This window comes from Burkholderia diffusa (genome assembly GCF_902499115.1).
In the GTDB taxonomy this organism is placed as follows: domain Bacteria; phylum Pseudomonadota; class Gammaproteobacteria; order Burkholderiales; family Burkholderiaceae; genus Burkholderia; species Burkholderia diffusa.
Genome location: NZ_CABVPN010000005.1, coordinates 63,163 through 88,029, shown reverse-complemented (window position 1 = coordinate 88,029; position 24,867 = coordinate 63,163). Strand labels below are relative to the sequence as shown.

21 protein-coding genes are annotated in these 24,867 nt (G+C 66.7%); 7 read left to right on the top strand and 14 right to left on the bottom strand.

Annotated elements, in window-relative coordinates; genetic code table 11:
* Positions 1 to 204: 204 nt before the first annotated feature.
* The 3 genes from BTE28158_RS06715 to BTE28158_RS06705 all read right to left on the bottom strand — a co-directional run bounded on the left by BTE28158_RS06715 (position 205) and on the right by BTE28158_RS06705 (position 2,390).
* Positions 205 to 654, bottom strand: a complete 450-nt coding sequence (locus tag BTE28158_RS06715) for an aconitase X swivel domain-containing protein (protein ID WP_151048352.1) — start codon at positions 652 to 654, stop codon at positions 205 to 207.
* Entirely contained in the window at positions 647 to 1,894 is a 1,248-nt protein-coding gene (locus tag BTE28158_RS06710; RefSeq protein ID WP_124621034.1) for an aconitase X, read from the bottom strand. Before BTE28158_RS06710 ends, BTE28158_RS06715 begins: the two co-directional genes overlap by 8 nt.
* 67 nt (positions 1,895 to 1,961) lie before the next feature.
* Entirely contained in the window at positions 1,962 to 2,390 is a 429-nt protein-coding gene (locus BTE28158_RS06705; RefSeq protein ID WP_059601516.1) for a MarR family winged helix-turn-helix transcriptional regulator, read from the bottom strand.
* Between the two features lie 110 nt (positions 2,391 to 2,500).
* Here BTE28158_RS06705 and BTE28158_RS06700 point away from each other — a divergent pair, with 110 nt between their 5' ends.
* The 5 genes from BTE28158_RS06700 to BTE28158_RS06680 all read left to right on the top strand — a co-directional run bounded on the left by BTE28158_RS06700 (position 2,501) and on the right by BTE28158_RS06680 (position 8,169).
* Positions 2,501 to 3,421 (top strand): LysR family transcriptional regulator, encoded by a 921-nt coding sequence (locus BTE28158_RS06700; protein WP_059601513.1) that lies wholly within the window; start codon positions 2,501 to 2,503, stop codon positions 3,419 to 3,421.
* A 107-nt stretch (positions 3,422 to 3,528) separates the two neighbouring features.
* Positions 3,529 to 3,960 (top strand): MarR family winged helix-turn-helix transcriptional regulator, encoded by a 432-nt coding sequence (locus tag BTE28158_RS06695; RefSeq protein WP_059601511.1) that lies wholly within the window; start codon positions 3,529 to 3,531, stop codon positions 3,958 to 3,960.
* A 64-nt stretch (positions 3,961 to 4,024) separates the two neighbouring features.
* Positions 4,025 to 5,116: an HlyD family secretion protein gene (locus BTE28158_RS06690; protein WP_151048351.1), complete on the top strand. Its 1,092-nt coding sequence runs from the start codon at positions 4,025 to 4,027 to the stop codon at positions 5,114 to 5,116.
* Positions 5,117 to 5,129: 13 nt separating this feature from the next.
* Positions 5,130 to 6,704 (top strand): DHA2 family efflux MFS transporter permease subunit, encoded by a 1,575-nt coding sequence (locus tag BTE28158_RS06685; protein WP_151048350.1) that lies wholly within the window; start codon positions 5,130 to 5,132, stop codon positions 6,702 to 6,704.
* 16 nt (positions 6,705 to 6,720) lie between these two features.
* Complete coding sequence (locus BTE28158_RS06680; RefSeq protein WP_151048349.1) at positions 6,721 to 8,169, top strand: efflux transporter outer membrane subunit; 1,449 nt, start codon at positions 6,721 to 6,723, stop codon at positions 8,167 to 8,169.
* 63 nt (positions 8,170 to 8,232) lie between these two features.
* Here BTE28158_RS06680 and BTE28158_RS06675 read toward each other — a convergent pair whose 3' ends face one another.
* From BTE28158_RS06675 to BTE28158_RS06640, 8 genes are all read right to left on the bottom strand, one after another.
* Positions 8,233 to 8,643: a TIGR02594 family protein gene (locus BTE28158_RS06675; protein WP_059532397.1), complete on the bottom strand. Its 411-nt coding sequence runs from the start codon at positions 8,641 to 8,643 to the stop codon at positions 8,233 to 8,235.
* Between the two features lie 191 nt (positions 8,644 to 8,834).
* Complete coding sequence (gene glmS / locus BTE28158_RS06670; protein WP_151048348.1) at positions 8,835 to 10,652, bottom strand: glutamine--fructose-6-phosphate transaminase (isomerizing); 1,818 nt, start codon at positions 10,650 to 10,652, stop codon at positions 8,835 to 8,837.
* A 47-nt stretch (positions 10,653 to 10,699) separates the two neighbouring features.
* Positions 10,700 to 11,788, bottom strand: a complete 1,089-nt coding sequence (locus BTE28158_RS06665) for a hypothetical protein (RefSeq protein WP_151048347.1) — start codon at positions 11,786 to 11,788, stop codon at positions 10,700 to 10,702.
* Positions 11,789 to 11,880: 92 nt separating this feature from the next.
* Positions 11,881 to 14,034, bottom strand: coding sequence for a polysaccharide deacetylase family protein (locus tag BTE28158_RS06660; protein WP_151048346.1), 2,154 nt, complete (start codon positions 14,032 to 14,034; stop codon positions 11,881 to 11,883).
* A 309-nt stretch (positions 14,035 to 14,343) separates the two neighbouring features.
* Positions 14,344 to 15,114 (bottom strand): hypothetical protein, encoded by a 771-nt coding sequence (locus BTE28158_RS06655; RefSeq protein ID WP_151048345.1) that lies wholly within the window; start codon positions 15,112 to 15,114, stop codon positions 14,344 to 14,346.
* A 14-nt stretch (positions 15,115 to 15,128) separates the two neighbouring features.
* Positions 15,129 to 16,145, bottom strand: a complete 1,017-nt coding sequence (locus tag BTE28158_RS06650; protein ID WP_124621008.1) for a YaiO family outer membrane beta-barrel protein — start codon at positions 16,143 to 16,145, stop codon at positions 15,129 to 15,131.
* An 11-nt stretch (positions 16,146 to 16,156) separates the two neighbouring features.
* Complete coding sequence (locus BTE28158_RS06645) at positions 16,157 to 17,152, bottom strand: bactofilin family protein (protein ID WP_151048344.1); 996 nt, start codon at positions 17,150 to 17,152, stop codon at positions 16,157 to 16,159.
* Positions 17,153 to 17,155: 3 nt separating this feature from the next.
* On the bottom strand, positions 17,156 to 18,691 hold the full coding sequence (locus BTE28158_RS06640; RefSeq protein ID WP_151048343.1) for a glycosyltransferase family 2 protein: 1,536 nt from the start codon (positions 18,689 to 18,691) through the stop codon (positions 17,156 to 17,158).
* A 480-nt stretch (positions 18,692 to 19,171) separates the two neighbouring features.
* On the opposite strand from BTE28158_RS06640, the gene BTE28158_RS06635 reads away from it, so the two are divergent.
* A complete protein-coding gene (locus tag BTE28158_RS06635) occupies positions 19,172 to 19,609 on the top strand; it encodes a hypothetical protein (RefSeq protein ID WP_151048342.1) in 438 nt (145 codons plus the stop codon).
* A 326-nt stretch (positions 19,610 to 19,935) separates the two neighbouring features.
* Positions 19,936 to 21,153 (top strand): non-hydrolyzing UDP-N-acetylglucosamine 2-epimerase, encoded by a 1,218-nt coding sequence (gene wecB / locus BTE28158_RS06630; RefSeq protein WP_151048341.1) that lies wholly within the window; start codon positions 19,936 to 19,938, stop codon positions 21,151 to 21,153.
* A gap of 121 nt (positions 21,154 to 21,274) precedes the next feature.
* Here wecB and BTE28158_RS06625 read toward each other — a convergent pair whose 3' ends face one another.
* The 3 genes from BTE28158_RS06625 to BTE28158_RS06615 form a co-directional block, all read right to left on the bottom strand.
* Entirely contained in the window at positions 21,275 to 22,171 is an 897-nt protein-coding gene (locus BTE28158_RS06625) for a hypothetical protein (protein WP_239007128.1), read from the bottom strand.
* Complete coding sequence (locus BTE28158_RS06620) at positions 22,164 to 24,026, bottom strand: methyl-accepting chemotaxis protein (RefSeq protein ID WP_151048340.1); 1,863 nt, start codon at positions 24,024 to 24,026, stop codon at positions 22,164 to 22,166. Before BTE28158_RS06620 ends, BTE28158_RS06625 begins: the two co-directional genes overlap by 8 nt.
* 149 nt (positions 24,027 to 24,175) lie before the next feature.
* The gene (locus BTE28158_RS06615) at positions 24,176 to 24,853 is read right to left on the bottom strand and encodes an OmpA/MotB family protein (RefSeq protein ID WP_151048339.1); all 678 of its coding nucleotides are present in this window, start codon (positions 24,851 to 24,853) and stop codon (positions 24,176 to 24,178) included.
* Positions 24,854 to 24,867: the final 14 nt, after the last annotated feature.

Below are 24,867 nucleotides of genomic sequence, written 5' to 3'. Positions count from 1 at the left end.
GGCGTTCGGCGTTCGGCGTTCGGCGTTCGGCGTTCGGCGTTCGGCGTTCGGCGTTCGGCGTTCGGCCTAATTGTATGGTCCGAAATCCGGCGGCCCGCACGACCGGGCGGCAAGCGCGAGATGGCCGGCAAGAAATGCGCTGTCGCTCGTGCGGGAAGACACGCCGCACACCCGCTTCCTCCGAGCCGGCGAGCGCGTGACGCGTCAGCTGCCGACGTCGATCCGCGCGCAGCCGTCACCCTGGCCTGCCTCGATCCGCACGTCGCCCGTCGCGGCGACGATCGCGTCGTACACCGCATCGGTCACGCACACCACCGGCACCGCGATCGCATACAGTTCGGCGGCGACGATCGCGCCGATCGAGATGATCAGGTCGCGCTCCTTCAGCACGATCCCGACCGGCCCCGTGCCATTGCGCACCGCTTCCGCGAGCACGCTGCTGCTCGAACTCGATCCCTTCGCGTGCGGCATCACCATGATCCGGCCGGCCAGGCTCGCACCCGCCTGCGGATGCCCGCGATCGACGATCCGCCCCGCGCCCGAGTCGTAGCCGCCCCAGAAGCTGAGCGGCTTGTCGAGCACGATCGTCTTCGCGCATGCGCTGCCCGGCACGAGCGTATCGCCCGTCAGTTTCCGAACCATTGCTTCAGTCATCGAATCGCACCTTTCCTTCGAACGCGGAGCGCACGCACTCGCGCATGCTGCCGTACGCCACCGTGACGCCAATGTTCGCGGGCGCGTACGACGCCCACTTCCCCGAGTTCGTCATCACCAGGCCCGACAGCTGTTTCATCACCGGCGTGATGTACGTGCAGGTGTCGACGACGATCTGGATGCCGCGCGCGTCGAACTTGCCGGCAAGCCCGAGCTCGTCCAGTTCCCACAGGATGAAGCGGCTCGTGTTCACGTAGAAATCGCACTTCGGCTTGCCGTCGAACTGGTCGAGCAGCGCGTCGAGCGTGCGGAATTCTGCCAGCGAGAAGTGCGGCGTGCCGAGCGCGACCGCGACGAGCGCATCGCCGGCCGCACCGTGGTTCAGCGTGCGGCGGATCTCGTCGAGATCGGCCATCGCGACATCGACGGTTCGCTGCGACGCCTGCCCGTGCAGCGCGGCGTCGAGCGTCGGCGCCTCGGGCGTGACGCCCACCGCATGGAACAGCGCGACCGCGCCGCTCGATGCGGCGGCCGCGCCGAGCGCCTTGAGTTCGTCTTCGGTGGTGTCGGCCGGCAGCCCGACGATCGCCGGCACGGTTGCGCCGGCGATCCGGCCGATCAGCAATCCGAGCGCCGCGAAGTAGATGTCGCGCGATGGCCGGTTGCCGAAGTCCGGCGCGTTGAACACGATCCGTGCCGCGCGATTCGATTCGACGTGCAGCCCCGCGTACGGCGCGCGCCCGGTGATCGCGGCGGCCAGATCGAGAAAGTCGCCGTAGCGGCTGGTGCGCGCGCCGAGCACCGAGTTGGCGAACACGATCGCATTGGATTCGGCCCACGCGATCTGCTCGCCCAGGCGCGGACGATTCTTCAGTTGATACGGCGCGCACGTGAAGCTGGACTCGCAGCCGAGCTGGAGATGCGCGTCCATCAGGCGTTGCGCATCGCGCTGGATCGTGCGGTCGCCGTGATACAGCTCGGGATGGATCAGGTCCAGCGACCCGACGTTCAGCGTGGTCGGCACCGCGACCCGCGCGCCTGTGTCGACGAAATATTCGACGAAGTCGAGGCTGGTCTGGCCGTGGTAAAGACAGCCGTCGATATGCGCGGACGTGATGTCGATCAGGTGCGGCGCCGACATGACGTCGGCCGTGCGCGCGACGATCCGCATCGCACGCGCGACGCCGTCGCCGAATGCGCCGCGCAACATCGCATCGTCGCGCTCGCTCAACTGCAGCATGGGGGACTCCTCGTGTCTCGTCCGGTGGATCCGGATCGCTTTTGTCATACTACCGCGCGCGTTGCGCCTATCGCTGCGCCGTCAGGCTGAACAGCTCGTCGCGCAGCGCCTTGGCGCGGCCGCGGCCGAACTGCGTCTCGAACTCGTCCTGCGCGGCCTGCCACGCGACTTTCGCCTGCGCGTAGGTGCGCTCGCCGAGCTTCGTCAGGCTGAGCGCGTGCGCACGCGCGTCATGCTCGGATGCGGCCGCGGCAACGAAGCCGTCGCGCTGCAGCGGCTTCAGCGCGCGCAACAGCGTCGTGCGATCCATCACCAGCGTGTCGGCGAGTTCGCTCATCACCAGGCCGGGCCGGTGCGACAGATTCGCCATGATCGAGAACTGCGCGGGCGTGACACCGACCGGGGCCAGATGTCGCTCGTAAAGTTGCGTGACGAAGCGCGCCGCCTGACGCAGCGCGAGGCAATTGCAGGCCTGGGCGATCTGGATATCGTTCATGATCGGCAATTTATATGTGCATATGCATAAAGTCAATGTACACTCCGCCGTAACATGGCCGGGCCGGCCGCGTGCATCGGGCGCCCCGCCATCGCCTCGAGGAGACGGACATGGACTACATCGACAAGCTGCGGATCTTCCGGTCGGTGGTGGAAATGCGCAGCTTCACGCGCGCCGCCGACATGCACGGCCTCGCGCGGCCGGTCGTGTCGCGGGCGGTCGCGGATCTGGAGGCGCGCTTCGGCAGTCGCCTGCTGCACCGGACCACGCGCCAGGTCTCGCTGACCGAGACCGCCGAGCGCATCTACGAACGCTGCGCGGCCGTGCTCGACGAACTCGATTCGCTGGAAGCGCAGGCGCAGTCGCACACGCGCGAGCCCGAGGGGCTGCTGCGCCTCGTCGCGCACACGACGGCCGCGCTCAACCGGCTCGTGCCGCTGATCGCCGGCTTCAAGGCCGCGCATCCGAAGGTGCGCCTCGACGTCACGCTGACCGAGCGCCCGGTCGACCTCGTCGGCGAAGGCTACGACATAGGCATCGTCGTGCCGTACATGCTGACGAGCGAGACGACCGTCGTGCGGCTGGTCGAACGCATACCCGTCGTGATCGTCGCGACGCCCGCGTATCTGCGCACGCATGCGCGTCCCGAAACGCCGACCGACCTCGCCGGTCATGCGTTCATCCCGATGTCGCCGTCGCTGCGCCGGCCCGCGCTGTCGTTCCGCGTCGACGGTGACACGCTGGTCGTGCCGTTGAGCTTCGACATCTCGTCGAACAGCCCCGTCTTCAACCGCGAAATGGTGATGCATGACTTCGGTATCGGCGTCGTGCCGAGAACGCTCGTCGAAGCAGAGCTCGCGTCGGGCGCGCTCGTGCAGTTGCTCGACGGTGCCGACCTCGTCGACGCGTTCGTCGAAATCAAGCTCGCTTACGCGAACCGCGCGCTGCTGCCGGCGAAGGTCAAGGCATTCATCGACTACACGGCCGCGTACTGCGACCGCCAAGGCGGGATTGTTCCGGCCGCTGCCTGATCCGGCGCAAAAACGCGCCGTTCCATCGTCGATTGGTACAGCCACGGCACCAATCTGATCCCGCACCGCCACTCGCTTCAGGCCGGTCCGCGACCTAACATGTGCACATGCACAAGACCACGCTTACCGATGATGATTGCTTCGCGGTCCGTCAAGCCGCCCGGCGGATCTCGCAGTTCTACGAGCGCTACCTGTCGCGGGCGGGCGTCACGCCGTCGCAGTACAGCATTCTCGCGCTGCTGAGGGAGCGCCCGGGCGTAACGATGGCGATGCTGTCGGCGGTGCTGGTGATCGAGCGCACCGCGCTGTTGCGCGCGCTCAAGCCGCTGGTCGGCGCGGCGCTGGTCACGGGCAGGATCGAGCCGCGTTGCCGCCGCCAGACGTTCGCGCTGACCGCGCAAGGCGAAACGAAGATCGCCGAAGCGCAGGTGCACTGGCTCGCCGCGCAGGAGGCGTTCGAGCAGCGGTTCGGGTCGGCACAGGCCGCCCGCCTCAGAGACGAATTGTTCCGGATCACGCACAACCTCCCGGAACGCTAACCCCCTCCCCGATCGGCGACGCATCGTCGGTCGCTTCAGTAAGTGCATATGCATAGGTGATTCGATGGAAACGACCCAAGCCGCCGCCTCCCGCGAGGCAGCCACAACCGACCGGCCGGCAAGGCAGCAGCGCCGCGTGCCGTGGATGCGCATCGCGGTGGCCGCCGTCGTCGTCGCGGTCGCGGCCGCGACGCTCGACTGGCTGTTCGTGCTGCGCTTCCAGGAAAGCACCGACGATGCGTACGTCGGCGGCGACGTCACCGTGCTCGCGCCGAAGGTAAACGGCTTCGTCGACAGGATTCTCGTGACCGACAACCAGCGCGTGAAGGCCGGCGACGTGCTCGTGCAGCTCGATGCGCGCGACTACGATGCGAAGCTCGCGCAGGCGACTGCCGAAGTCGACAGCGCGCGCGCCGCGGTGGCCGAACTCGAAGCGAAGCAACAACTTCAATACGCGGTGATCGGCCAGCATGCCGCGGACAGGAATGCGTCGTCGGCAGAGCTCACGCGTGCGTCGTCCGACCGTGTGCGCTACCGCGAGCTCGTGAAATCCGATGCGGTGTCGAACCAGATCGTCGAACGCGCGGATGCCGACTATTCGAAGGCGGATGCGGCCGTCGCGCGCAGCGACGCCGCGCTGCTCGCATCGAAGCGGCAGCTGGACGTGCTCGGCGCGCAGCTCACCGATGCGCGGGCCCGCGTGAACACGGCACTCGCTGCGCAACGCGTCGCGGCGCTCAACGTCGAGTACACGACGATCCGCTCGCCCGTCGACGGTTACGTCGGCAACCGCACGGGCCGCGTCGGGATGCTCGCCAACGTCGGCGTGCCGCTGCTGACGGTCGTGCCCGTGTCCGGGCTGTGGATCGACGCGAACTTCAAGGAAGACCAGCTGCGCAAGATGCGCGCCGGCGATCGCGTCGACGTCGCGCTCGACGCGTCGAGCACGCGCCTGCACGGCCGCGTCGACAGCCTGGCGCCCGCGACCGGTGCGACCTTCAGCGTGCTGCCGCCCGAGAACGCGACCGGTAACTTCACGAAGATCGTCCAGCGCGTGCCGGTGCGCGTGCATCTCGATCCGCAGCCGGGCATCGAGCACGTGCTGCGTCCAGGCCTCTCCGCGGTCGTGACCGTGCATACCGACCACGCGAACTGAACGGGAGCCTGCGATGACCACCGCCTTTTCCGGCGACCCCGCGTCGCAACCGACGAAGCAGCGCGTCTTCGCGTTCGCGCTGATGTGCGTCGGCTTCTTCATGGCGACGCTCGACATCCAGATCGTCGCGTCGTCGCTGCGCGACATCGGCGGCGGCCTGTCCGCGAGCCAGGACGAGTTGTCCTGGGTGCAGACGGCCTACCTGATCGCCGAGATCATCGTGATCCCGATGTCGGGCTGGCTGTCGAAGGTGATGTCGACGCGCTGGCTGTTCGTCGCGTCGGCCGTCGGCTTCACGATCACGAGCATGCTGTGCGGGCTCGCGTGGGACATCAACTCGATGATCCTGTTCCGCGGGCTGCAGGGCGCGCTCGGCGCCGCGATGATCCCGACCGTGTTCACGACCGCGTTCGTGCTGTTTCCGGGCAAGCAGCGGCTGATCGCGTCGACGACGATCGGCGCGCTCGCGTCGCTCGCGCCGGCGATCGGGCCGGTGATCGGCGGCTGGATCACCGATCAATGGTCGTGGCACTGGCTGTTCTATCTGAATCTCGTACCGGGCATCGCCGTGGCCGCGCTGGTGCCGCGTTACGTGCACATCGACGAACCCGATCTCAGCCTCATCAAGCGCGGCGACTATCTCGGCATCGCGCTGATGTCGGGCTTCCTCGGCTGCCTCGAATACGTGCTGGAAGAAGGCCCGCGCAAGAACTGGTTCAGCGACGATGCGATCGTCATCTGCGCGTGGATCTCCGGCATCTGCGGCTTCCTGTTCATCGTGCACGCACTGACCGCGGAAGACCCGATCGTCGACCTGCGCGCGCTCGCCGTGCGCAACTTCGGGATCGGAAGCCTGCTGTCGTTCGTGACGGGCATCGGGATCTTCGTCACCGTGTTCCTGACACCGCTGTTTCTCGCGCAAGTGCGCGCGTTCAGCTCGCTGCAGATCGGCATCGCGCTGCTGTCGGTCGGTGCGTTCCAGCTGCTCGCGCTCTGCGCGTATGCATTCGCCGCACGCTACCTCAGCATGCGCGTGCTGCTCGTGTTCGGGCTGATCTGCTTCGGCCTCGGCTGCTACCTGTATACGCCGATCACGCATGACTGGGGCTGGCGGGAGCTGCTGCTGCCGCAGGCGCTGCGCGGCATCGGCCAGCAATTCAGCGTGCCGCCGATCGTCACGATGGCACTGGGCTCGCTGCCGCAGTCGCGGCTGAAGTCGGCGAGCGGCCTGTTCAACCTGATGCGCAACCTCGGCGGTGCGATCGGCATCGCGGTGAGCGCGACGATGCTCAACGACCGGCTCAACTTCCACTACCTGCGCCTGAACGAACACGTGAGCGCGGGCGAGCCGCAGGTCGCGTCGCTGCTCGACCGCCAGGCCGCGTACTGGACCTCGGTGGCCGGCAACACGCTCGATACCGCGCAGGCCGGCCTCGCGAACCTGCATCGCCTGATCTATCGCGAAGCGCTGACGCTCACCTACGCGGATGCGTACTACACGCTGTCGCTGTGCTTCGTGGTCGCGCTGCTTGCCGTCGCGTTTTCCCGTCCCATCACCCTGAACGCGCCGCCGCCGGACGCGCACTGAAGCCAAGGTCGTCATCATGAAAAAGCTACTCGTCGCGCTGGCCGTCAGCGCATTCGCCGCGGGGTGTGCGGTGCAGCCCGCGCAGCACCCGGCGCTGCAGGATTCCGCGCAATCGCTCGCGCCCGCCGCGTGGGACACCGACGTGCCGCGTGCGGACATCGACGCCGCCGCATGGTGGGCGCAGTTCAACGACCCCGAGCTCGACCGGCTGATCGCGACCGTGCTCGACGGCAACCTCGATCTGCAGGCCGCAGCCGAACGCGTGAAGCAAGCGCAGGCGCTGACCGTGCAGAAGCGCGCGGTGCTGCTGCCCGAACTCGACGCGACCGCGCGGGCGGCCGACACGCGCCAGAACACGCCGCCGCCGCTCGGCTACGTGCGGCAGGCCGGCGCGGGACTCGCGCTGAGCTGGTCGCCGGACGTGTTCGGCGGCGAACGGCTCGACCTGCTGGCCGCGCAGGCCGAGCTGGTCGGGCAAAAGCACGCGGAAGACGCGATGCGGCTCGCGCTCGCGGCCGATGCGGCCTCGGCCTATGTCGACCTGCGCTGGGCGCAACAGGAGCTGAAGATCCTCCAGGACAACGCGGCGATCCGCCGGCATGCGCTCGAACTCACGCGCAAGCGGCAGGCGTTCGGGCTGTCGACGGAGCTCGACGTCACGCGCGCGCAGAACCAGCTCGATGCGCTCGAAGCGCGGATTCCGCCGACGCGCGCGCAGATTGCGCATCAGCTCAACCTGATCGCCGTGTATTCGGGCCGCACGCCCGAGTCGAACGACCGGATCATGCTCGCGCAGGCCGGCGCGATTCCGGCGCCGCCTGCCGGGTCGCCCGCCACGCTGCCATCGCAGGCGCTGCTGCGCCGGCCGGACGTGCTCACCGCCTACGCACAGGTCGAGCGGCGCGCGGCGCAGGTCGGTGTCGCGAAGGCCGAGCGGTATCCGAAGTTCTCGCTGAACCTGACGGACGGGATTCTGGCCGCGTCGTATCTCGGGTTGCCGACGCTGACCGATAACCTGTTCAGCGCGGCGTTGAGCGCGACGAGCCCGATCTTCAACGCGGGGCGAATCACCGCCGACATCACGCAAAGCGAAAGCCGAATGCGCGAGTCGGAACTCGGGTTGCGGCAGACGATGCTGCAGGCGCTGCGGGATGTCGAGGATGCGCGTGCGAACCTCGTCAGCAGCGATGAAGCGACGCGGCGCCTCGACAGCGCGCTCTCTGCGTCGGACAAGGCGCTCGGGCTGGCGAACCAGCTCTATAAGGGCGGCGCGACGGATTTTCTGGACGTGCTGTCGGCGCAGGAAGTGTATCTGCGGGATTCGGATGCGCTCAATCAGGTCCGGCGAGAGCATGCGCTGGCGGCGGTCGCGTTGTATCGATCGCTCGGCGGCGGGTGGAGCAGGAACGAGGCGGCGGGTGAACCGCAGGCCGTGGCCGCCGCTGCCACCGCCGCGCAGGATTGACCGCGGCCGCCGTGCGACGCCGGCGCCGTCGTCCGTGCGCGGGAGGCCGGGCGTGCGGCGCGATCAGCCCGCGTCCGGCCACCGGTAACCGATCACCTCGCTCACCGGATACGCAAGTTCGCGCACCTCTTCGAGCTGATTGCCGCCGAACAGGTGGACACGCTCGTCGTCGTGACGTAGATAGAACCCGACGTGCCCCTTCCAGCTCACGGGGTCGTCGCGCGTCAGAATCGCGATGCAACCGTACACCGGGCGCTCCAGCGGCCGCCCCCATTCGAGCCACGAACGCGCGAGCGCCGACCCCGTGCCGCGGATGCCGGCATGCGTCATGCACCAGTTGACGAACGACGAACACCACGAAATCTTGTCGTCGTAGCCGACGAGGTTCGTGTGGTTGTTGTACTCGACGATGCGCGGATTGATGCTGCCGGGCGGGAAGCGGCGAATGCCCAGCTCGGCCAGTGCGACGGCCATCCACGGCGGATGGCCGGCTTGCGGGTTGCCCTCGGGGTTCGATCGGATCACGACGGTCTCGGGTTCGGTTGCCGGAACGGATCGTGAATCTTCGCACGAATGCGTCGGTATGACAGCGCCGGTTCGGGCCGCCTCGGTTGCGAGGTCGGACGGAATGCGTGACTGCCACACGCGTCTTCGACTCCCTTGCGCTACTCCACCGTCACCGATTTCGCCAGGTTCCTCGGCTTGTCGATATCCGCGCCGCGCAGGCAAGCGGCGTGATACGCGAGCAGCTGAAGCGGCACGACGTGCAGGATCGGCGACAGCAGCCCGTAGTAATCCGGCATTCGCAGCACCGACACGCCTTCGCTGTTATCGATCCGCGTATCGGCATCGGCGAATACGTAAAGCTGCCCGCCCCTCGCCCGCACTTCCTGCATGTTCGACTTGAGCTTCTCGAGCAGCGCGTCGTTCGGCGCAATCGTCGCGACCGGCATTGCGTGCGTCACGAGCGCAAGCGGCCCGTGCTTCAGTTCGCCGGCCGGATACGCTTCCGCGTGAATGTACGAAATCTCCTTCAGCTTCAGCGCTCCTTCGAGCGCGATCGGGTAATGCAGCCCGCGCCCGAGGAACAGCGCGTTCTCGTGCCGCGAGAACTCCGCGGCCCAGCGCTCGATCTGCTGTTCGAGCGCGAGCACATCCTCGAGCGCGCTCGGCAGCCGTCGCAACTGCGTCGTATAACGTGCGAGTTGCGCATCGTCGACGTAGCCGCGCAGCCGACCGAGCGTCACCGCGAGTATGAACAGCGCGACGAGCTGCGTCGTGAACGCCTTGGTCGACGCGACGCCGATTTCCGGGCCCGCGCGCGTGAGGAACCGCAGGCCGGTCTGACGCATCATCGCGCTGGTCGGCACGTTGCAGATCGCCAGCGTATCGATGTGGCCGAGCGCCTGTGCAAACTTGAGCGCGGCGAGCGTGTCGGCAGTCTCGCCGGATTGCGACACGCTGACCACCAGCGTATTCGGCAGCGCGAGCGCGTCGCTGTAACGGTATTCGCTCGCGATCTCGACCTGCGCGGGCAGGCGCGCGATCGTCTCGAGCCAGCGGCGCGCGGTCAGGCCGGAATAGTGACTCGTGCCGCACGCGAGAATCAGCACGTTGTCGATCTGTTCGAACGCGCGCGCGGCATCCGGGCCGAATATCGCCGGATCGAACAGCCCCGCATCGGGAATCGTCGCGGCCACGGCCTGAGGTTGCTCGAAAATCTCCTTCTGCATGAAATGCCGGTACGGCCCGAGCTCGACCGCGGCCTGCGCCGACGAGACGGTCTGGATCGGGCGATCGACCGGCGTGCCGCCGCGTTCGAGAATTCGCACACCGCCCGGCGTCAGTTCGACGATGTCGCCTTCCTCGAGAAAGATGAAGCGATCGGTGATGCCGGCGAGCGCGAGCGCGTCGGACGCGAGAAAGCATTCGTCATCCTTCAGGCCGACGACGAGCGGCGATCCCACCCGCGCGCCGATCAGCCGCTCCGGCTCATGCTTGCTGAACACCGCGATCGCGTAGGCGCCGTGCAGCTGCGACGTCGCATCGCGCACGGCGGCGAGCAGATCGCCGCGGTACTTGCTGTGGATCAGATGGGCGACGACCTCCGTATCGGTCTGGCCATCGAACTGATAGTTCTCGTCAGACAGTTGCCTGCGCAACGTTTCATGATTCTCGATGATGCCGTTGTGCACGAGCGCGATTTCGTCGCGCGAGAAGATCGGATGCGCATTGCAGGTCGCGGGCGCGCCATGCGTCGCCCACCGGGTGTGCGCGATGCCGGTGCTGCCGGACAGCCCGGCACTGCGCACGTGTGCGTCGAGATCGGCGACGCGCGACACGCTGCGCTCTCGGCGCGCCTGCCCGTCGACGACAGTCGCCACGCCGCATGAATCGTAGCCGCGATATTCGAGGCGGCGCAAACCTTCAATCAGAATCGGAACGATGTTCCGTTGCGCGACCGCGCCGACGATGCCACACATGACACGTCTCCTTCCCTGTTTCCGTTCATCGACCGTGCGCCGTCGTGTCAGCGCGATCCGGTCACCGTTACCTCCGCCGTCGTGAACCCGCATTTGGCGGGTGCGAGCGGATCGGTCATCCGGCTTTCGAATGCCAGGTACAGCGCCTCCTCCAGTACGTTCCAGTGCGCGCCATGACGGTACGGGCCCGAGCGCGCATACCAGCAGGCGACGGTGCTCCAGTCGTTCATCTTGTAGGCGACCAGCGCGATCAGCCCCCACGGAAAATCGGAGCCGGCGAGTTGCATCCAGGTCTTGCCGTACTTCTGCATCCACTGCGCATAGATCGTCTCGTTCGACTGGTCAGGCACCTGGATGCCGGACAGGATCGGAAAGATCTGCGCGACTTTCGCCGGATAGAAGCTCGTGTCGCTGATCTTCTGCGTGCTCGCGCGAAAGCCGGATTGCGTGCCGCGCCAGAACACCTTGACGATCGCGGACGACAGCCGGTCGGCACGCTGGCTCCACGGCCCCGCATGCACGTAATCGGCGCGGCGCACGTAATACGCGGCGAGTGCCTGGAACGCACTGTGCACCTCGACGTTATCCATCAGCAGCGCGACATGCAGCGACGACGAAATCTGATAGACGCCGCTCGCCTTGTCGAGCAGCGTGTCCAGGTGCGCGCCCGCGCGGTTCAGGCTGAGTTCCCAGGCCGCCGGCATCCCGTCGGGCGGCGCAAAGCGCGCGAGCAGCTCGATCCAGGTCGCCATCATCGCGTCGTCCGCGTCGGCTTCCGCGCACGGGCTGGTCAGTCCGCTCTTCACGCAGAAGCGGTCGAATCCCCCGTCCAGACGCTGGCGTGGCAACACCCATGCGATCCATGCGAGTGCCGCCTGGCGGGCATCCATGCGGGTGTCGGCGGCGGCAAGCAGCGCCTTCGCCGCGAAATATGGATCGATGCCGGCGCCGTTCAGGCGCACTGTGATCGCACCGTCCGGGCGTTGATACAGCCCGTTCAGCTGAAGTTCGGCGGCGCCGACGTGCAGCACGGAGCAGCACGCGGCGACGCAACAGGCAACGCGCCACGCATGGCACTGCCTGACGAAGGCCGCCACGCACGCGCGTGCGGCCGGGAAAAGCGCGGGCCGGTTCATGATGGGGGGGGCTCCTGCGCGGTAGTCCTGCGCAATTCGCCGGGCGCGGCGTTGGCCGCGTCGCGCGCCGGCGAGTGTATCGACGTTGCGGCTCAGTGCACCTTGGCGCTGGTGAACTTGAGGCTGGTGCCGCTATTCGCGGTTACGAGCCAGTACGTCGAGTCGGTGATATTCACGCTGCCGCTACCTTGCGTGATGATCGGCAACGCATACGCAGCCTTCGGCAGCAGCCACGTCATGTTCGTCAGGCTCGTCGGGTGGCTGGCCGAGAATGCCCAGCCGCTGCCCGTGTCGGTGGCCGACCACGTGACGTTCAGGCGCGCCCGGTCGAAGATCGTGATGTCGCTCATCGTGTACCACCGGAACTGCCCCGCGAACTTCAGCGTATTGGCTTGCGTGAAGATCGCGGACAACGTCGACGTATAAGACGACGCGCCGATCGGGTGCGCGTAAATCATCCGGCTGGTATGGTTTGCGGCGACGAAATTCAGCAGGCTCGCGTACCAGTTGTTCACGTCGGATGTCGGCACCCCGTATTGCTGGAATTCTTCAAAGGTCGCGTACTTGCCGAAAGGCGACACCGGATAAGCCCACAGTCCGGGATTCAGTAGCGCACCATTTCTATATGCGCGGGTCGGCGCCGAGCCGGTGTGACCGGTGAAGTAATATCCGTTGAAACCGTTGCTTTCCAGCCAGTTTACGGACCAGGTGGGCGTATTGCCTTCAGGCGCCGCATACTCCACGTCCGGCACGCCGGTCGCGGCCTGGACCGCCTGATGGTTCATCACCAGATACTGCTGGAACGTGCTCTGGTTCGTTTCGCTGGCATACGCCCCCCAGTAGTCGTGAATCCATCCGCCTTGGCTGCCGACGCGATGTCCCTTGTTCACCAGATACTTGAGGAGATTCTGTGCCGTCGGGTTGTTGGCGAGGTTGATGCCATTGCCGTCGCCGAACGTTGCCTCGTCGGGCCCCGCCGTCACCGAAAATGTAAACGGACCGTTGTTCCATACGCCGAGACTCTTCAGGTAAAGCGCCGGTTGGATCTGGTCCTCAGCGCAGAAGTGCCAGTCGAACACGATCCCTCCCACCGCCTTCGGCAGCGGCGATAGCGACGGCAGGTTCAGCATCTGCGTGCCGAAATAATGCAGGTAACCGTGGATCAGCATCCCGTCGGTCTGGCCGTCGAGGTAGGCGAGCGGCAGGTTGACGAACAGCACGCCGCCGTTGCCGTACGGGTTGTAGCCGGACACCAGCCCGAAGTTCGGCGACGTCAGGATCGTCGTGCCCGAATACGTGCCCTGCGTCACGAAGCTCGGATAGGTCAGAAAGCCGTACACGTAGCCGGAGATGCCTTCGAGCGTGTCGGTGGTGGCCAGCGTGGACGCAAGCGCGGTCGACGTCGTGCCGGTCGAGGTGCTCAGCAGCGAACCGGCGCTATACGTGGTGGTCTTCTTCAGCTTGCCGGTCACGGTGCCGGTCAGCTTCGGCAGCGTCTGGGTCAGCAGGCCGCTGCCGGTGGGCGACGTGGTGTACTGGAACCATGCCTGGTGGTTGTAATTGGCGAGGCCGCCCGGGTTCGACGGGCTGGCGGGCAGGAACAGCGCGTTGGTGCCCGACGTCGACGCAGACGTCTTCGACGAGCCGGAGCTGCTCGTCGATGCGAACGACGTCGTGGGGCTGGCGGCCGTGGTCGCCGAAGTCGTCGTCGTCCATGCCATCGACTTGCCGGGGGGCACCTGCAGCGTGCGCAGCCAGCTGCTCATGCCGGTCACGTTGCCGAGGCCGATCATGTTGCCGCCGTATTGGTCATACAACACGTAGTCGACGCCGACCATGTTGCTGAAACGAGACTTCGGGCTCACGTAGAATCCGGCCGAATTCAGTACGCCGAAATCGTAGACGAGCATCACCTTGCCGCCGTTCAGCGCGTAGTTCTGGATCGCCGTCACGAGCGTGTCGTCGGCCGTCGTATGAACCTGGTCCGGCAGGATCAGGCCGGGATACTGCGACAGCGACGACCCGGCGGCCATGAACTGGCTGTCGGTCATCACCGTGATCTGCAACCCTTCCTCCTGCGCGGTATCGAGCCATGCGGACACGCGAGGATCAGGCAGCGTCAGCGTGTCGGGCACCAACAGGAGAAGCTGGTTGGTGGCCGCCCGAACGCCGCCCGGACTGAATGCGAACGCCAGCGCGAACAGCGCGAATAGTATCCGCAAGAACTTGCCTGACTTTGCCAACATGGTGTGCTCCTCGCTCAAGGAATGGGTGGCGCCACAGCAGCGAAGCGCGTGCCGCCAGCTCGGCCCACCTTGCCCGGTAGATGTGTGCGGCTGCCCAGTTCGTCGAACATCGAGAGACGTCGGCCGTCGGCGGCCGGGCCGTCTTCTCCGTTGGAAAGGAATCGATGCGACGCAGGAAGAGAAGCGAACAACGTGCCATTGGCTCCGGAAGCCCTGTCGTGCTCGCTCCGTGCGTCGCGTGCCGTGCGGTGCGGCAAAAAACGCGGCCGATTCGTTTCATCACTGATACGGCGGCGTTTTCACGCGCCATCAGCGCGAATCGTCGGACGGATTCGTCAGCGAGCCGGGCCAGCTCGCGCAGTAGGTGTAGAGCGTGACGAGCAGGCCGATCAGCAGCGGGCCGCCGAGGACGAAATAGCAGAACGGCAGGAACAGCAACGAGCCATGGTGGATGACGACCGCGTGCAGCAGCATCACGAACGGCAGCGCAAACACGAAGTAGCCGACCACGAGAAGCGATGCGGCGATCTTCTGCAGCAGCGTGAAATCGAGCGGATAGTACAGCGCCGCCATCACCAGCGGAATCAGCGTGATCGCCGCGCCGTGCAGCACGAACATGTCACGCAGATGCAGCATCGGCACATACGGGAACGCGTCCGGTGCGAACCAGAAATACGCGCAGATCAGCAGCTGCGTGAAGCTCGCGATACGTAACAGATATGCAACGGGCAACCAGTTCGCACGCCGGAAGAACGACGCGCCGAAGCCGATCGCGCATAGCACGGCGGTCACGGCAAGCTGCGTGCCGCTCGGCATTCGCGCGGCGAGATCGATCGACAGCAGCAGTACGCGCGGCGCATCGGGCGGGTAGCCGATCACGATCACGTGCAATGCCGGATCGATCTCGTGCGCCCCCCACGTCATGACCGCGCGCCAGTAGCGCCACGCGAGCGGCAGACCGAGCCACAGCAACGCATAGAGCGTCGGGGTCAGCAGCACGATCGACATCAGCCAGCGCTGCGGATGCGGGTGGATCCGCAGCGAACGGTCGACGGAAGGACGGACGGGATGCGTCTGCATGGCGTCCGCTCCTGCTACCAGCGATAGAACACGCTCAGCTCGCCGCCGATCCGTGAATAGTAGGGGTTATGGTAGTAGTCGAACTCGACTTGCGTACCCCACTTGCGCGTGAACCAGTAGCGCCATTTCGCGCTCACTTCATGACTGCGGAAATCGGCGATCTGCGAACCGGATCCGGTGACCTGGTACGCCTCGCGGCCGAACCCGCCACGCAGCACGATCACGCTCTTGCCGACCTCGCCGTAGGTGACCGCGCCGTAGTATTGCGGCGCCTTCACCGACCCCGGCGAATCGACCGTGTAGTTCGTACCCGCCTCGAAGATCCACTTCGGCAGCGCATACCAGATCAGGCCCGCGTGATACAGCTGATCCCTGTGGCCGCTGCGGTTCCATGCATAGCCCGCGCCCAGCGACACGATCAGCGACCGGTTGGACAGCAGCTTGCGGTTGATCGAGAGGTCGACGCGCGCGCTCGGCAGGATCGTCCCGGACGTGGTGCCGGAAAAACCGATGCCGCCGAACCAGTCCGGTCCCAGGTCCTGCACATACGTCAATGCGCCCAGCTGCGTGCTCTCGCCGAAGCGATGCAGCTGCGCCAGCTCGCCGAGTATCGTGCGACCGCCGTCCTGATAGACGCCGCGCACGTGCACGCCGTACCAGTCGCCATACCCGTGCGTCAGGTGTGCGCTGGACACGCCGAGCGACATCTCGGCATGCCGTTCGCTCGGCGCCTGCACGTGCGCGATCACGGCGTCTGGCAACGGCGGCCGGTTCGTATCGTCAGGCGAGAATTCCGCGAGCGACGTACCGTCCGGCAGGCCATCGGCGGACACGCGCACGAACGCGGGCGTGTCGAGCATGCGCGGCACGATGACGGGCACGGCGGCATCGGGCGACTGCGCGGGTGCCGGCGCGCCGGCATCATCCGGCTGCGCCGCGAGCACCGGCAGCGGGCCGACGGCAACGCCGCACAGCACCGCCAGTGCGGCGACCGGTGCGCGCGAGCGGCGACGGCGGGATCGATCGGACATGGAGGTGCTCCTTAACGGGATGCATGGAACCAGCCGCTGCGGCATGCGACGAGGTCGCCGTGCACGCATGCATGGCCGACGACCGAGACGTCGCGCGCACAGGCGCTGACAGGATGACCGGTGACGCCGATGCGCGCGCCGGTCAGACGCAGCAGCCCACCAGCCGACACGACGCCGTCGATGCAGCTGCCGCTGGCGAGCAGCACGTCGTCCCGCGCGAACACCGAGCCGTGCAGGAATGCATGGCGCTCGAGCTCGACGCGATGCGCCTTGACGCTGCCGCGCAGCACGCAGCCGTCACCGAGAACCAGCGTGCCGTCCACGACGAGGTTGCCCTGCACGACCGTATGTGCGGGCAGACGCACGTCGCAGGAGAGCAGGTAGCGGCCGTGCACGTAGCGATGCGGCAGCCTGGAAAAGTGGCGCGTCAGCGAGACCGCACGGCGCGGCGCGACGGCCGTATCGTCGGCCGGTAGCACCGGCACCTTGCCGAAGACGATCGGCTCGCCGTACAGGCACGCGAAGCCGCCGGCACCATGCAGGTATACCGTTCCGCCCACCACGACGCCGCGCAGCACCGCGCTATCGACGTCGATATGCGGCGCGTGTGCGAGCATGCCGATCGTCGCGCCGGCATGAACGTCGATGCGCTGCTCGGCGAACGCATACGTGGCCCGCGCGCCGCGGTCGAGCGTGATCGCGCGATCGGCGTACAGCACGTCCTCGCAATGCTCGTCGTGCACGACGCGGATCTCGTCGTCATGCCGGACCAGGAGCCCGAGCGCGTGCCACGGCGCCGTCACGGACGAATCGGCCGGCCGCGCACCGCCCACGTGCACGCGCAGCGCATCGCGCCAGCGCGCGGCGAGCAGCGCCTGATCGACGAACGGCCCGTCGCCGATCGGCAGTGCCGCCACGTCGCTGCGCCGGATCAGCTCGTGCAGCAGCGGCAGGAACGGCAGGCTCAGCACGCCTGCCACCGGCACCATCACATTGAAGGTCGTCATCGTTCACCGCCCCGGTTTCAATTGCCGGCGAAAACGCTCGGTCTTGTCCCATTTCAGTTCGCGCCGCAACGCGGCATCGAGCACGAGCCCCCATAGCGCGGAGACCACGGCCGCGATCGTCACGCAAAAACCGACCACGTTGACCGGCACGAGCCGCAGGCGCGTCGCGCGACCGTCGAGCCGCGCGGCGACGACGATCTCGAAGAACACGCCGAAGTTGCCGAAGGTGCTGAACGCGAACAGCGCGAACAACGACACGAGCAAGCCGAGCGCGGTCGAGTTGACGCCATTGAGCAGATAAAGCGTGATCGCGGTGCCCCACGCGATCGCGAGCAGCGCGGGCATCAGGAACACGCCGAGCAGCAGCGCGCCGTCCAGCCGGCAGCGTCGCGAGATCAGCGGATTGCGCAACACCGGACCGAAATAGCGCAGCAGCGTCTGGTTGTGCCCCTTCGCCCAGCGCGTCAGTTGCCGCGCGCGCACTGCCCAGCGCTCGGGCACTTCCTCATAGCATTCGGCGTGATTCAGGTAGACCGTGCGCCAGTCGCTCAGCAGCAGGCGATAGGTCATGTCGGTATCCTCGGCGAGCATGTCGTCGCACCATCCGCCGACCGCATCGAGCGCACCCTTGCGGATGCCGCCGACCGTGCCGCCGTACTGCGGCACCAGGTTCAGGTTGTTGCGCGCCTGCTGGTTGACCTGATAGCCGCCCGCGCGCTCGAGATCGAGCAGCCGCGCGAGCAGGTTGCTGTCGGCGTTCTGCGGCACGACGCGGCCCATTACCGCGCCGACTTCCGGATCGAAGAACGGCGCGACGAGTTCCTTCAACAACCCGGGGCGCGGCAGGTAATCGGCATCGAACACCACCATGATGTCGCCGCGGATGAAGCGCAGCGCGTCCTTCAGCGCGGCCGCCTTGCCCGGCTTGCCGCTCTCGCGGTGAAACGGCTTGATGAGCTCGGGCGCCAGCGCTTGCACCTCGTCGATCAGCGCGCGCGTGTTGTCGGTCGAGCGGTCGTTGACCGGAATGATCGTCAGCCGGTCGTGCGGATAGGTCGTCGCGAGCAGCGCCATCAGGCAATCGACGACGACGGCTTCTTCGTTGTGCGCGGCGACGAACACCGTGAGCCGCGGCCATTCGCCATGGGTCACCGCCTGATAAGGTGCGTGCTGCGGCTTGAACAGACGGTCGAGACTGAACACGTAATGCCGCGCCGCGTAGACGCAAGTCAGAAGCGTGAACAGCCACAGGTAGGCGACACCGGGGATCAATAGCCAGTCGGGATCGAACGTGACCGGCTCGGTATGGGCTGGCGCCGGTTCGAGCAACGCGTCCGCGTCGGTCGACGCGCGCACCGCGAACGGCGCGGCACCGACATAGGCGGTGCTGCGCTCTGCCGCGCCTGCGGCTGGCATGCCGATGCGCACCGCGTCGACGAACGGCCGCGATGCGGTGTCGTGCACGACCTGCGAGCAGGCCAGCACGATCAGCAGCAGGATGCCTTCGACGCAGAGCGACACCGTCCGACGGTTCTTCATGTCCTGGCCCCCGTGCCGGCGACGGCGGCAGCCGAGCGCTTGCGCCCGGGCCGTGAATCGCGCGGATGTCAATGGGAAGTGGCCGCACGTTCGTCGTGCAAGCGCGGGCGTCTTCCGCGCCGGACGAAAGTGTCGTGCCGCTTTCCGGATTCGTTGCTTTGGCGTCCCTGTCCGTCTGCTGTCGTTGGAACACGTCGGAACGCACCTGTCCGCCCAGAACAAGCAAGCGGCGAGCCATCGTCCGCCGGGCCCCGTGCGGCAAGGACCGACGATCAGGCAGCGGGCGCGGCCGGGGCGGCGGTCGAGTGTTTTTGATTCACCGGCGAATCAGCTTTTGGCACGGCATGTGCGGTCGGCATCGCGATCCGTTCGCGTTGCGCGGCGAATTGTCTGTTCATCGCACGTGCGTCGCCTCGAGCGATGCCGCTTCGCGACGCGGTCAGTCGCGAAGCGCCGGCGCACGGACCCCGGCCGGGAAACGTGCGCACTACCACCGGCGCGCGCGCCGGAAGGCCGTCGTGCGGGCACGCCAGCCGCATTCCGGCCGCGCGTTACAGATACGCAACATTTCGCACCTGTCGACTCGGGCAGCGCGAGCGATGCGGCGCGACGGGCAAATCATTTGTCCATGACCCGATCCGGATGATCCGCGTCGCGCCTTTCATTGCCCAGACAAAATTCGCATATCGAATCGATTCAATGCGCTTCGAAAGACGGGTACCGTTCGAGCGGCAGTCGACGCTCGAGCCACGCCGCCATTCTTCGAATGACGCGACCGGACCGCTCGCGCGCACGGTCGACCGTTTATCTGCACCGTGGCCGTCCACCGATGTGACCTTCGTAGCAGTTGTGAAACGTTCCGTAGCGAACCGCGCGTGCCGCGCGAATTGGAACCGGACGCAGGGGCCGCTGGTTTGAATATTGCTGTATGGAAAGCGGGATCACCTTACCGGCGCGTCGGCGCGCGGCAACGCGAATCGTGTGACGGAAGGACGTGGCGATCGACACAGTGAGGAACGCTCATGACGTGATTGACGAGGTGCAAGGGTGCCTCCGTAGTCCGACGATTGCGTGGCGGAGACCGCGCGGACAAGAACGGTGCGCTCGCCCCGCCACATCGCTGAATGTCGCGCGGCCGATGCCGGCCGGCGTGGCCGCACGCGGGGACGGGATGGGTCGCCTGCAACCAAGCTTGGCGCCAGATGCCGGGGCTTCCAGCGCGAAGATGCTCAACGAGGAAAACGATGAAGAAGATCTTGCTTGTATTCGGGACCCGGCCGGAAGCCATCAAGATGGCGCCGCTCGTCCGCGCGCTGAAGTCGCGCAAGGATGTCGACGCCCGTGTGTGCGTTACCGCCCAGCATCGGGAAATGCTGGATCAGGTCCTCACCTTGTTCGACATCAAGCCAGACTACGATCTCAACCTGATGCGCCAGAGCCAGACGCTGACCGACGTCACGACCGGCATTCTTCAGGCGATCGGGATCGTCTTCGACGACTTTCGCCCCGACGTCGTCCTGGTGCACGGCGACACGACGACGACGCTGGCCGTCAGTCTCGCGGCGTTCTACCGCTATCTGCCGGTCGGACACGTCGAAGCGGGACTGCGCAGCGGCGACATCTGGTCGCCGTGGCCGGAGGAATTGAATCGCCGCGTAACCGATGCGGTGTCGTCATGGCATTTCGCGCCGACCGGTCAGGCACGCGACAACCTGTTCAGCGAAGGCGTGCCGGTCGGCGCGGTCGTGATGACGGGCAACACCGTGATCGATGCGCTGCACGACGTCAAACGCATGCTCGACCACGATTCCGTGCTCAATGACAAGGTCGCCGCGCACTTTCCTTTTCTCGATCCGTCCCGCCGCGTCGTGCTGATCACCGGCCATCGCCGCGAGAGCTTCGGCGAGCCGTTCCGGCATTTCTGCGAGGCACTCTGCACGCTCGCGAACCGCTATCGCGATGCGCAGTTCGTCTATCCGCTGCACCTGAATCCGCACGTGCGCGAGCCGGCGCGTGCGCTGCTCGGCAGCGTGCCGAATATTTACCTGATCGAGCCGCAGGAATACCTTTCGTTCGTATTCCTGATGTCTCGCTCGTACTTCATCATCACCGATTCAGGCGGCATCCAGGAGGAAGGGCCTGCGCTCGGCAAGCCAGTGCTCGTCACGCGCGAGACGACCGAGCGGCCCGAAGCGATCCAGGCCGGTACCGCGCGGCTCGTCGGCACGGACCAGGACCGAATCGTCTGGGAGGCGTCGCGGCTGTTCGACAGCGAAAGCGCGTACGAGGAAATGGCGCGCGCGAGCAATCCGTATGGCGACGGCCATGCGAGCGAGCGGATCGTTCACGCGCTGATGCATTCGCCGGGCGCGACTGCGAAGGCGACGAGCTTTTCGCTGGGGGCCGCCGAGATGCCGTTCAACGCGCTCACGCTGGGGTTGCAGGCGTTGCGGTCGCCTTGAATCCGGTCATCGGACGATATGCCGACGGGCGACGACGCGCGCTGTCGCCGTCCGTCGTTGGTCGGATACGCCGTCCCTCGCCGTCGAATCGCGCCGTGCGCGCGCCGACCGCTGCCGTCCGCTACCGGACCACGGCATCGGCCATCGATTGCGCCAGTGCGACGAGCCGCGGGTAGATCCGCTGTGACACCACCTGCCTCGCGAAACACGCCTGCCGCGCGTCGTCGGGCACGCGCCCCACGCTGCACGCCACGATCGGGCGCAGCGTCACGCTCTTCCACTGGATATAAACCCGTTCGCCCTGCCGGACCGACACGGCCAGCGTGTTCGGCCCGTCCGGCACGCCGTCCTGGCTTTCACCCAGCAGCCATGCCTTCACCACGCCGTCGGCCGGCTGCCGCTTGACGGGCAACTCGGCGAAGCGAAACGCAGCGGCGTCGTCGCTGAATACGTCCGTGTAAAGCGTTTCATTGTCGAGAATCGCGGCCACGTCGTCCGTCGGCTTGATGCCCGCATCCGCCGTGCTCGCCCACGCCTTCAGCAGCGGAACCGTCGTCACGACGAGATTCGTCTTGCCGTCGGCCGACTTGAAGGCCAGCCCGTCCGGCCCCGGCGGCACCCCGTCGACGGGGCCGACGCTCTGCACCGTGCCCGCCGCCTTCGCGGCAAACCCTTTCGCCCGCACCGTGCCGATGAGCCGGGCGAGCCGTGCATTCACGTCGGCCGTGTACTGTCGGTCGACACTCGGCCGATCTTCCGTTCGCGCCGCCGCCACGGCCGCCGCGGCGTTCTTCCGATAAGCAAGATACGAATCCGCCGGTGATGCGATCACCTTCGCCCCGACTGCGGCGAGCACCGCCGCGACCACCACCGCCCCTACCCCGACCTTCAGTCTTGAAATGCGCTTCATTTTTATGACGTACCGAATCCCGCGCCGACAGCGAAAACGTCTGCCGTGATCCCGCGGCCGACGTCCCTGAGAAGCGCACCATTCTAACGTCGTGCGCGCTTCATTCATCAACCTTGAATGCCGATACCAGCCGCGTCAGTTCCGCCGCCTGCTGCTTCAGGCTTTCCGCTGCCGCCGCGCTTTCCTCCACCAGCGCCGCATTCTGCTGCGTCATCTGATCGAGCGACTGCACCGCGTCGCCGATCTGGTCGATGCCGGCGCTCTGTTCAAGGCTCGCCTCGGCGATCTCGCTCATCATCGCGCTGACGCCCTGCACCTGCGATACGACGTCGCTCATCACCTTCCCGGCCTCGCTGACGAGCCGCGACCCGGCGTTCACCGTCCCCGCGCTGTGCTCGATCAGCGCCTTGATCTCCTTCGCCGCCTGCGCGCTGCGCTGCGCGAGGTTGCGCACTTCCGACGCAACGACCGCGAACCCGCGTCCCTGCTCGCCGGCGCGTGCGGCCTCGACCGCCGCATTCAGCGCGAGGATGTTGGTCTGAAACGAGATGCTGTCGATCATCACGATGATCTCGGAGATCCGCTGCGACGCATCGCTGATCTGCTCCATCGTCGTCACGACTTCACCCACGACGTGCCCGCCGCGCGTCGCCGTATCGGATGCACCGGTGATCAGCTTCGCGGCCGTCGTCGCGGTTTCGGTGTTGTTGCGCACGACCGCCGTGATTTCCTCCATCGACGAAGCCGTCCGCTCGAGGTTGCTCGACTGCCCTTCGGTCCGCTCGCTGAGGTCCGCATTGCCCGACGCGATCTGCGCGGATCCGGTCGCGATCGACGCGGACGCAGCGCGAATGCGGTGGACGAGCGTCGACAACGACGACACGAAGCGGTTGAACGCGTCCGACAGCTGGCCGATCTCGTCCTCGCTCTCGACCGTCATCCGGCGCGTCAGGTCGCCCTGGCCGCTCGCGATCTCCGACAGCAGCGTCGCCGCGCGGCGGATCGGCGCGGCGATCGCGCGTCCGACCAGCCAGATCACGACCAGCGCGACAGCGAGGCCCGCGACCGCGGCGACCAGCGCCGCGCTGCGAATCGCACGCGTCACCGGGCCGAGCAGTTCGGCCTGCGGCACTTCGACGACCACATACGCATTCAGCTCCGGAATGAACGACGTCGCGATGAAGCGCGCACCGCCGTCGCCGTCGTAGCTCAGGTACGCATACGGCTTGCCGGCCAGCAGCGTCGACGACGCATCACCGGGCAGCCCCGGTTCGTCCTTCAGGAAGTGCTTGCCGTCGATCAGCGACGTATCGCGATGCATCATGATCGCGCCGTCGGGCCGCACGAGGAACGCGAACCCGGTATCGCCGATCCGGTACGCGGCGATCCCCTTCGCGAGCGCATCGACGGACAGGCTCATGCCGGTCGCGCCGACCGGCGTGCCGTCGAGTTCCACGCGGCTGTTGATGAACATCATGTAGCCGCCGGCCGTGACCTCGCGATCCATGTTCACTTCGTAGGTCTTGCCCGACGCGAGGAAGGTCGCGAGCCACCGATCGTTGTCGGTGACCTTCCGCTGCAGGCCGGCCTCGTTGTAGTAGTTGCCGCTCTTCATCGACACCCACTGCACGGACGCCGCCTTCTGCTCGTCCTTCACGTTCCTCGCCAGCTCGGTCCAGCTGCGCGTGCCGGCGTCGGGCTCGCCGTCGGCTTCCCATTGCAGCAGGAACGCATCGCGCGCGAGGACGCGCGACGCGGCGATCGGCCCGGCCATCTGCCGCTGCACGTCGGCGCGGATGCCGCTCACGGCCGTCGGCAGCTCTTCGCGGACGACGCGATCGCGCACGGCGTTGCCGATCAGGCGGACACTCAACCCGCTCGAGATCGCGACGAACACGAGCAGGCAGCTCGTCATGCTGAGAACCAGCTTGTTCTGAATGGACAGCGTGCGCCAGAAATGCATGGGGAACCCTCGATAACCGCTCGGTCTGAGCCAGCTTGGGTTATCGGCAGGCGCGCGCGGAATCGCATCGCCGGGTTCACATGTTCGTCATGCGGGATCCGATATGTCGTTGACGGATAACCGTCGCGCGCCTGTCGAGGCTCGCACGCTCAATACGCGACGAAGATCGTCACGCGCCGGTTGCGCGCCCGCGCGGCCGCATCGTCGCCCGCGACGAGCGGCTGCGTATCGGCCCGCCCGATCGCAGCGAGCCGGTGAGGTGCGACGCCGCGATCGGCCAGATAGCGCACCACGCTGCCCGCCCGCGCGGACGACAGCTCCCAGTTCGACTCGTATTTCGCGTTCGCGATCGGCACGCTGTCGGTGTGCCCTTCGACGAGAATGTCGCCGGTCGCATGCTCGCTCAGCGCCTGCGCGATCTGGCTCAGCACCGGCGTCGCATCGGACAGCAAACGCGCATCGCCGACGTTGAACAGGACCTTCGCGTCGATGCCGATCTCGATGCCGTGCGGCGCGCGCACAAGCGAGATGCGCCCGTTCGACTTCAGCGCGTCGAGCGATGCCAGCCATGCGGGGGCACGCTCGGGCATCGCTGCGCCCGGCGCGCTCGCGGTCCCGTTGTCGCGCCGCGCGAGCGTCTGATAGCGCGCGTCGAGCGCGTTGTATTTCGCGAGCTGCAACACGTACAGCGCGAGAAACAGAACCATCAGCGTCGTGATGAGATCCGCGTAGGAAATCAGCCAGCGTCCGGACTGCGTGCCGTCGGCTTCGTCGTCGCGATCGGCGGCGGCCGAGCCCGCCCGCGCGCCGTCAGTTCGAGCGGTCATGTCGAAGCTCCCGG

Excerpts from the sequence above, each read along its gene's own strand:
- BTE28158_RS06640 (WP_151048343.1), bottom strand. The coding sequence starts at position 18,691 with ATGAAGAACCGTCGGACGGTGTCGCTCTGCGTCGAAGGCATCCTGCTG.
- BTE28158_RS06625 (WP_239007128.1), bottom strand. The coding sequence starts at position 22,171 with ATGAATGAAGCGCGCACGACGTTAGAATGGTGCGCTTCTCAGGGACGT.
- BTE28158_RS06615 (WP_151048339.1), bottom strand. The coding sequence starts at position 24,853 with ATGACCGCTCGAACTGACGGCGCGCGGGCGGGCTCGGCCGCCGCCGAT.
- BTE28158_RS06675 (WP_059532397.1), bottom strand. The coding sequence starts at position 8,643 with ATGGCCGTCGCACTGGCCGAGCTGGGCATTCGCCGCTTCCCGCCCGGC.
- BTE28158_RS06695 (WP_059601511.1), top strand. The coding sequence starts at position 3,529 with ATGCACAAGACCACGCTTACCGATGATGATTGCTTCGCGGTCCGTCAA.
- BTE28158_RS06700 (WP_059601513.1), top strand. The coding sequence starts at position 2,501 with ATGGACTACATCGACAAGCTGCGGATCTTCCGGTCGGTGGTGGAAATG.
- glmS (WP_151048348.1), bottom strand. The coding sequence starts at position 10,652 with ATGTGTGGCATCGTCGGCGCGGTCGCGCAACGGAACATCGTTCCGATT.
- BTE28158_RS06690 (WP_151048351.1), top strand. The coding sequence starts at position 4,025 with ATGGAAACGACCCAAGCCGCCGCCTCCCGCGAGGCAGCCACAACCGAC.
- BTE28158_RS06645 (WP_151048344.1), bottom strand. The coding sequence starts at position 17,152 with ATGACGACCTTCAATGTGATGGTGCCGGTGGCAGGCGTGCTGAGCCTG.
- BTE28158_RS06715 (WP_151048352.1), bottom strand. The coding sequence starts at position 654 with ATGACTGAAGCAATGGTTCGGAAACTGACGGGCGATACGCTCGTGCCG.
- BTE28158_RS06655 (WP_151048345.1), bottom strand. The coding sequence starts at position 15,114 with ATGCAGACGCATCCCGTCCGTCCTTCCGTCGACCGTTCGCTGCGGATC.
- BTE28158_RS06660 (WP_151048346.1), bottom strand. The coding sequence starts at position 14,034 with ATGTTGGCAAAGTCAGGCAAGTTCTTGCGGATACTATTCGCGCTGTTC.
- BTE28158_RS06650 (WP_124621008.1), bottom strand. The coding sequence starts at position 16,145 with ATGTCCGATCGATCCCGCCGTCGCCGCTCGCGCGCACCGGTCGCCGCA.
- BTE28158_RS06685 (WP_151048350.1), top strand. The coding sequence starts at position 5,130 with ATGACCACCGCCTTTTCCGGCGACCCCGCGTCGCAACCGACGAAGCAG.
- wecB (WP_151048341.1), top strand. The coding sequence starts at position 19,936 with ATGAAGAAGATCTTGCTTGTATTCGGGACCCGGCCGGAAGCCATCAAG.
- BTE28158_RS06710 (WP_124621034.1), bottom strand. The coding sequence starts at position 1,894 with ATGCTGCAGTTGAGCGAGCGCGACGATGCGATGTTGCGCGGCGCATTC.
- BTE28158_RS06705 (WP_059601516.1), bottom strand. The coding sequence starts at position 2,390 with ATGAACGATATCCAGATCGCCCAGGCCTGCAATTGCCTCGCGCTGCGT.
- BTE28158_RS06680 (WP_151048349.1), top strand. The coding sequence starts at position 6,721 with ATGAAAAAGCTACTCGTCGCGCTGGCCGTCAGCGCATTCGCCGCGGGG.
- BTE28158_RS06620 (WP_151048340.1), bottom strand. The coding sequence starts at position 24,026 with ATGCATTTCTGGCGCACGCTGTCCATTCAGAACAAGCTGGTTCTCAGC.
- BTE28158_RS06665 (WP_151048347.1), bottom strand. The coding sequence starts at position 11,788 with ATGAACCGGCCCGCGCTTTTCCCGGCCGCACGCGCGTGCGTGGCGGCC.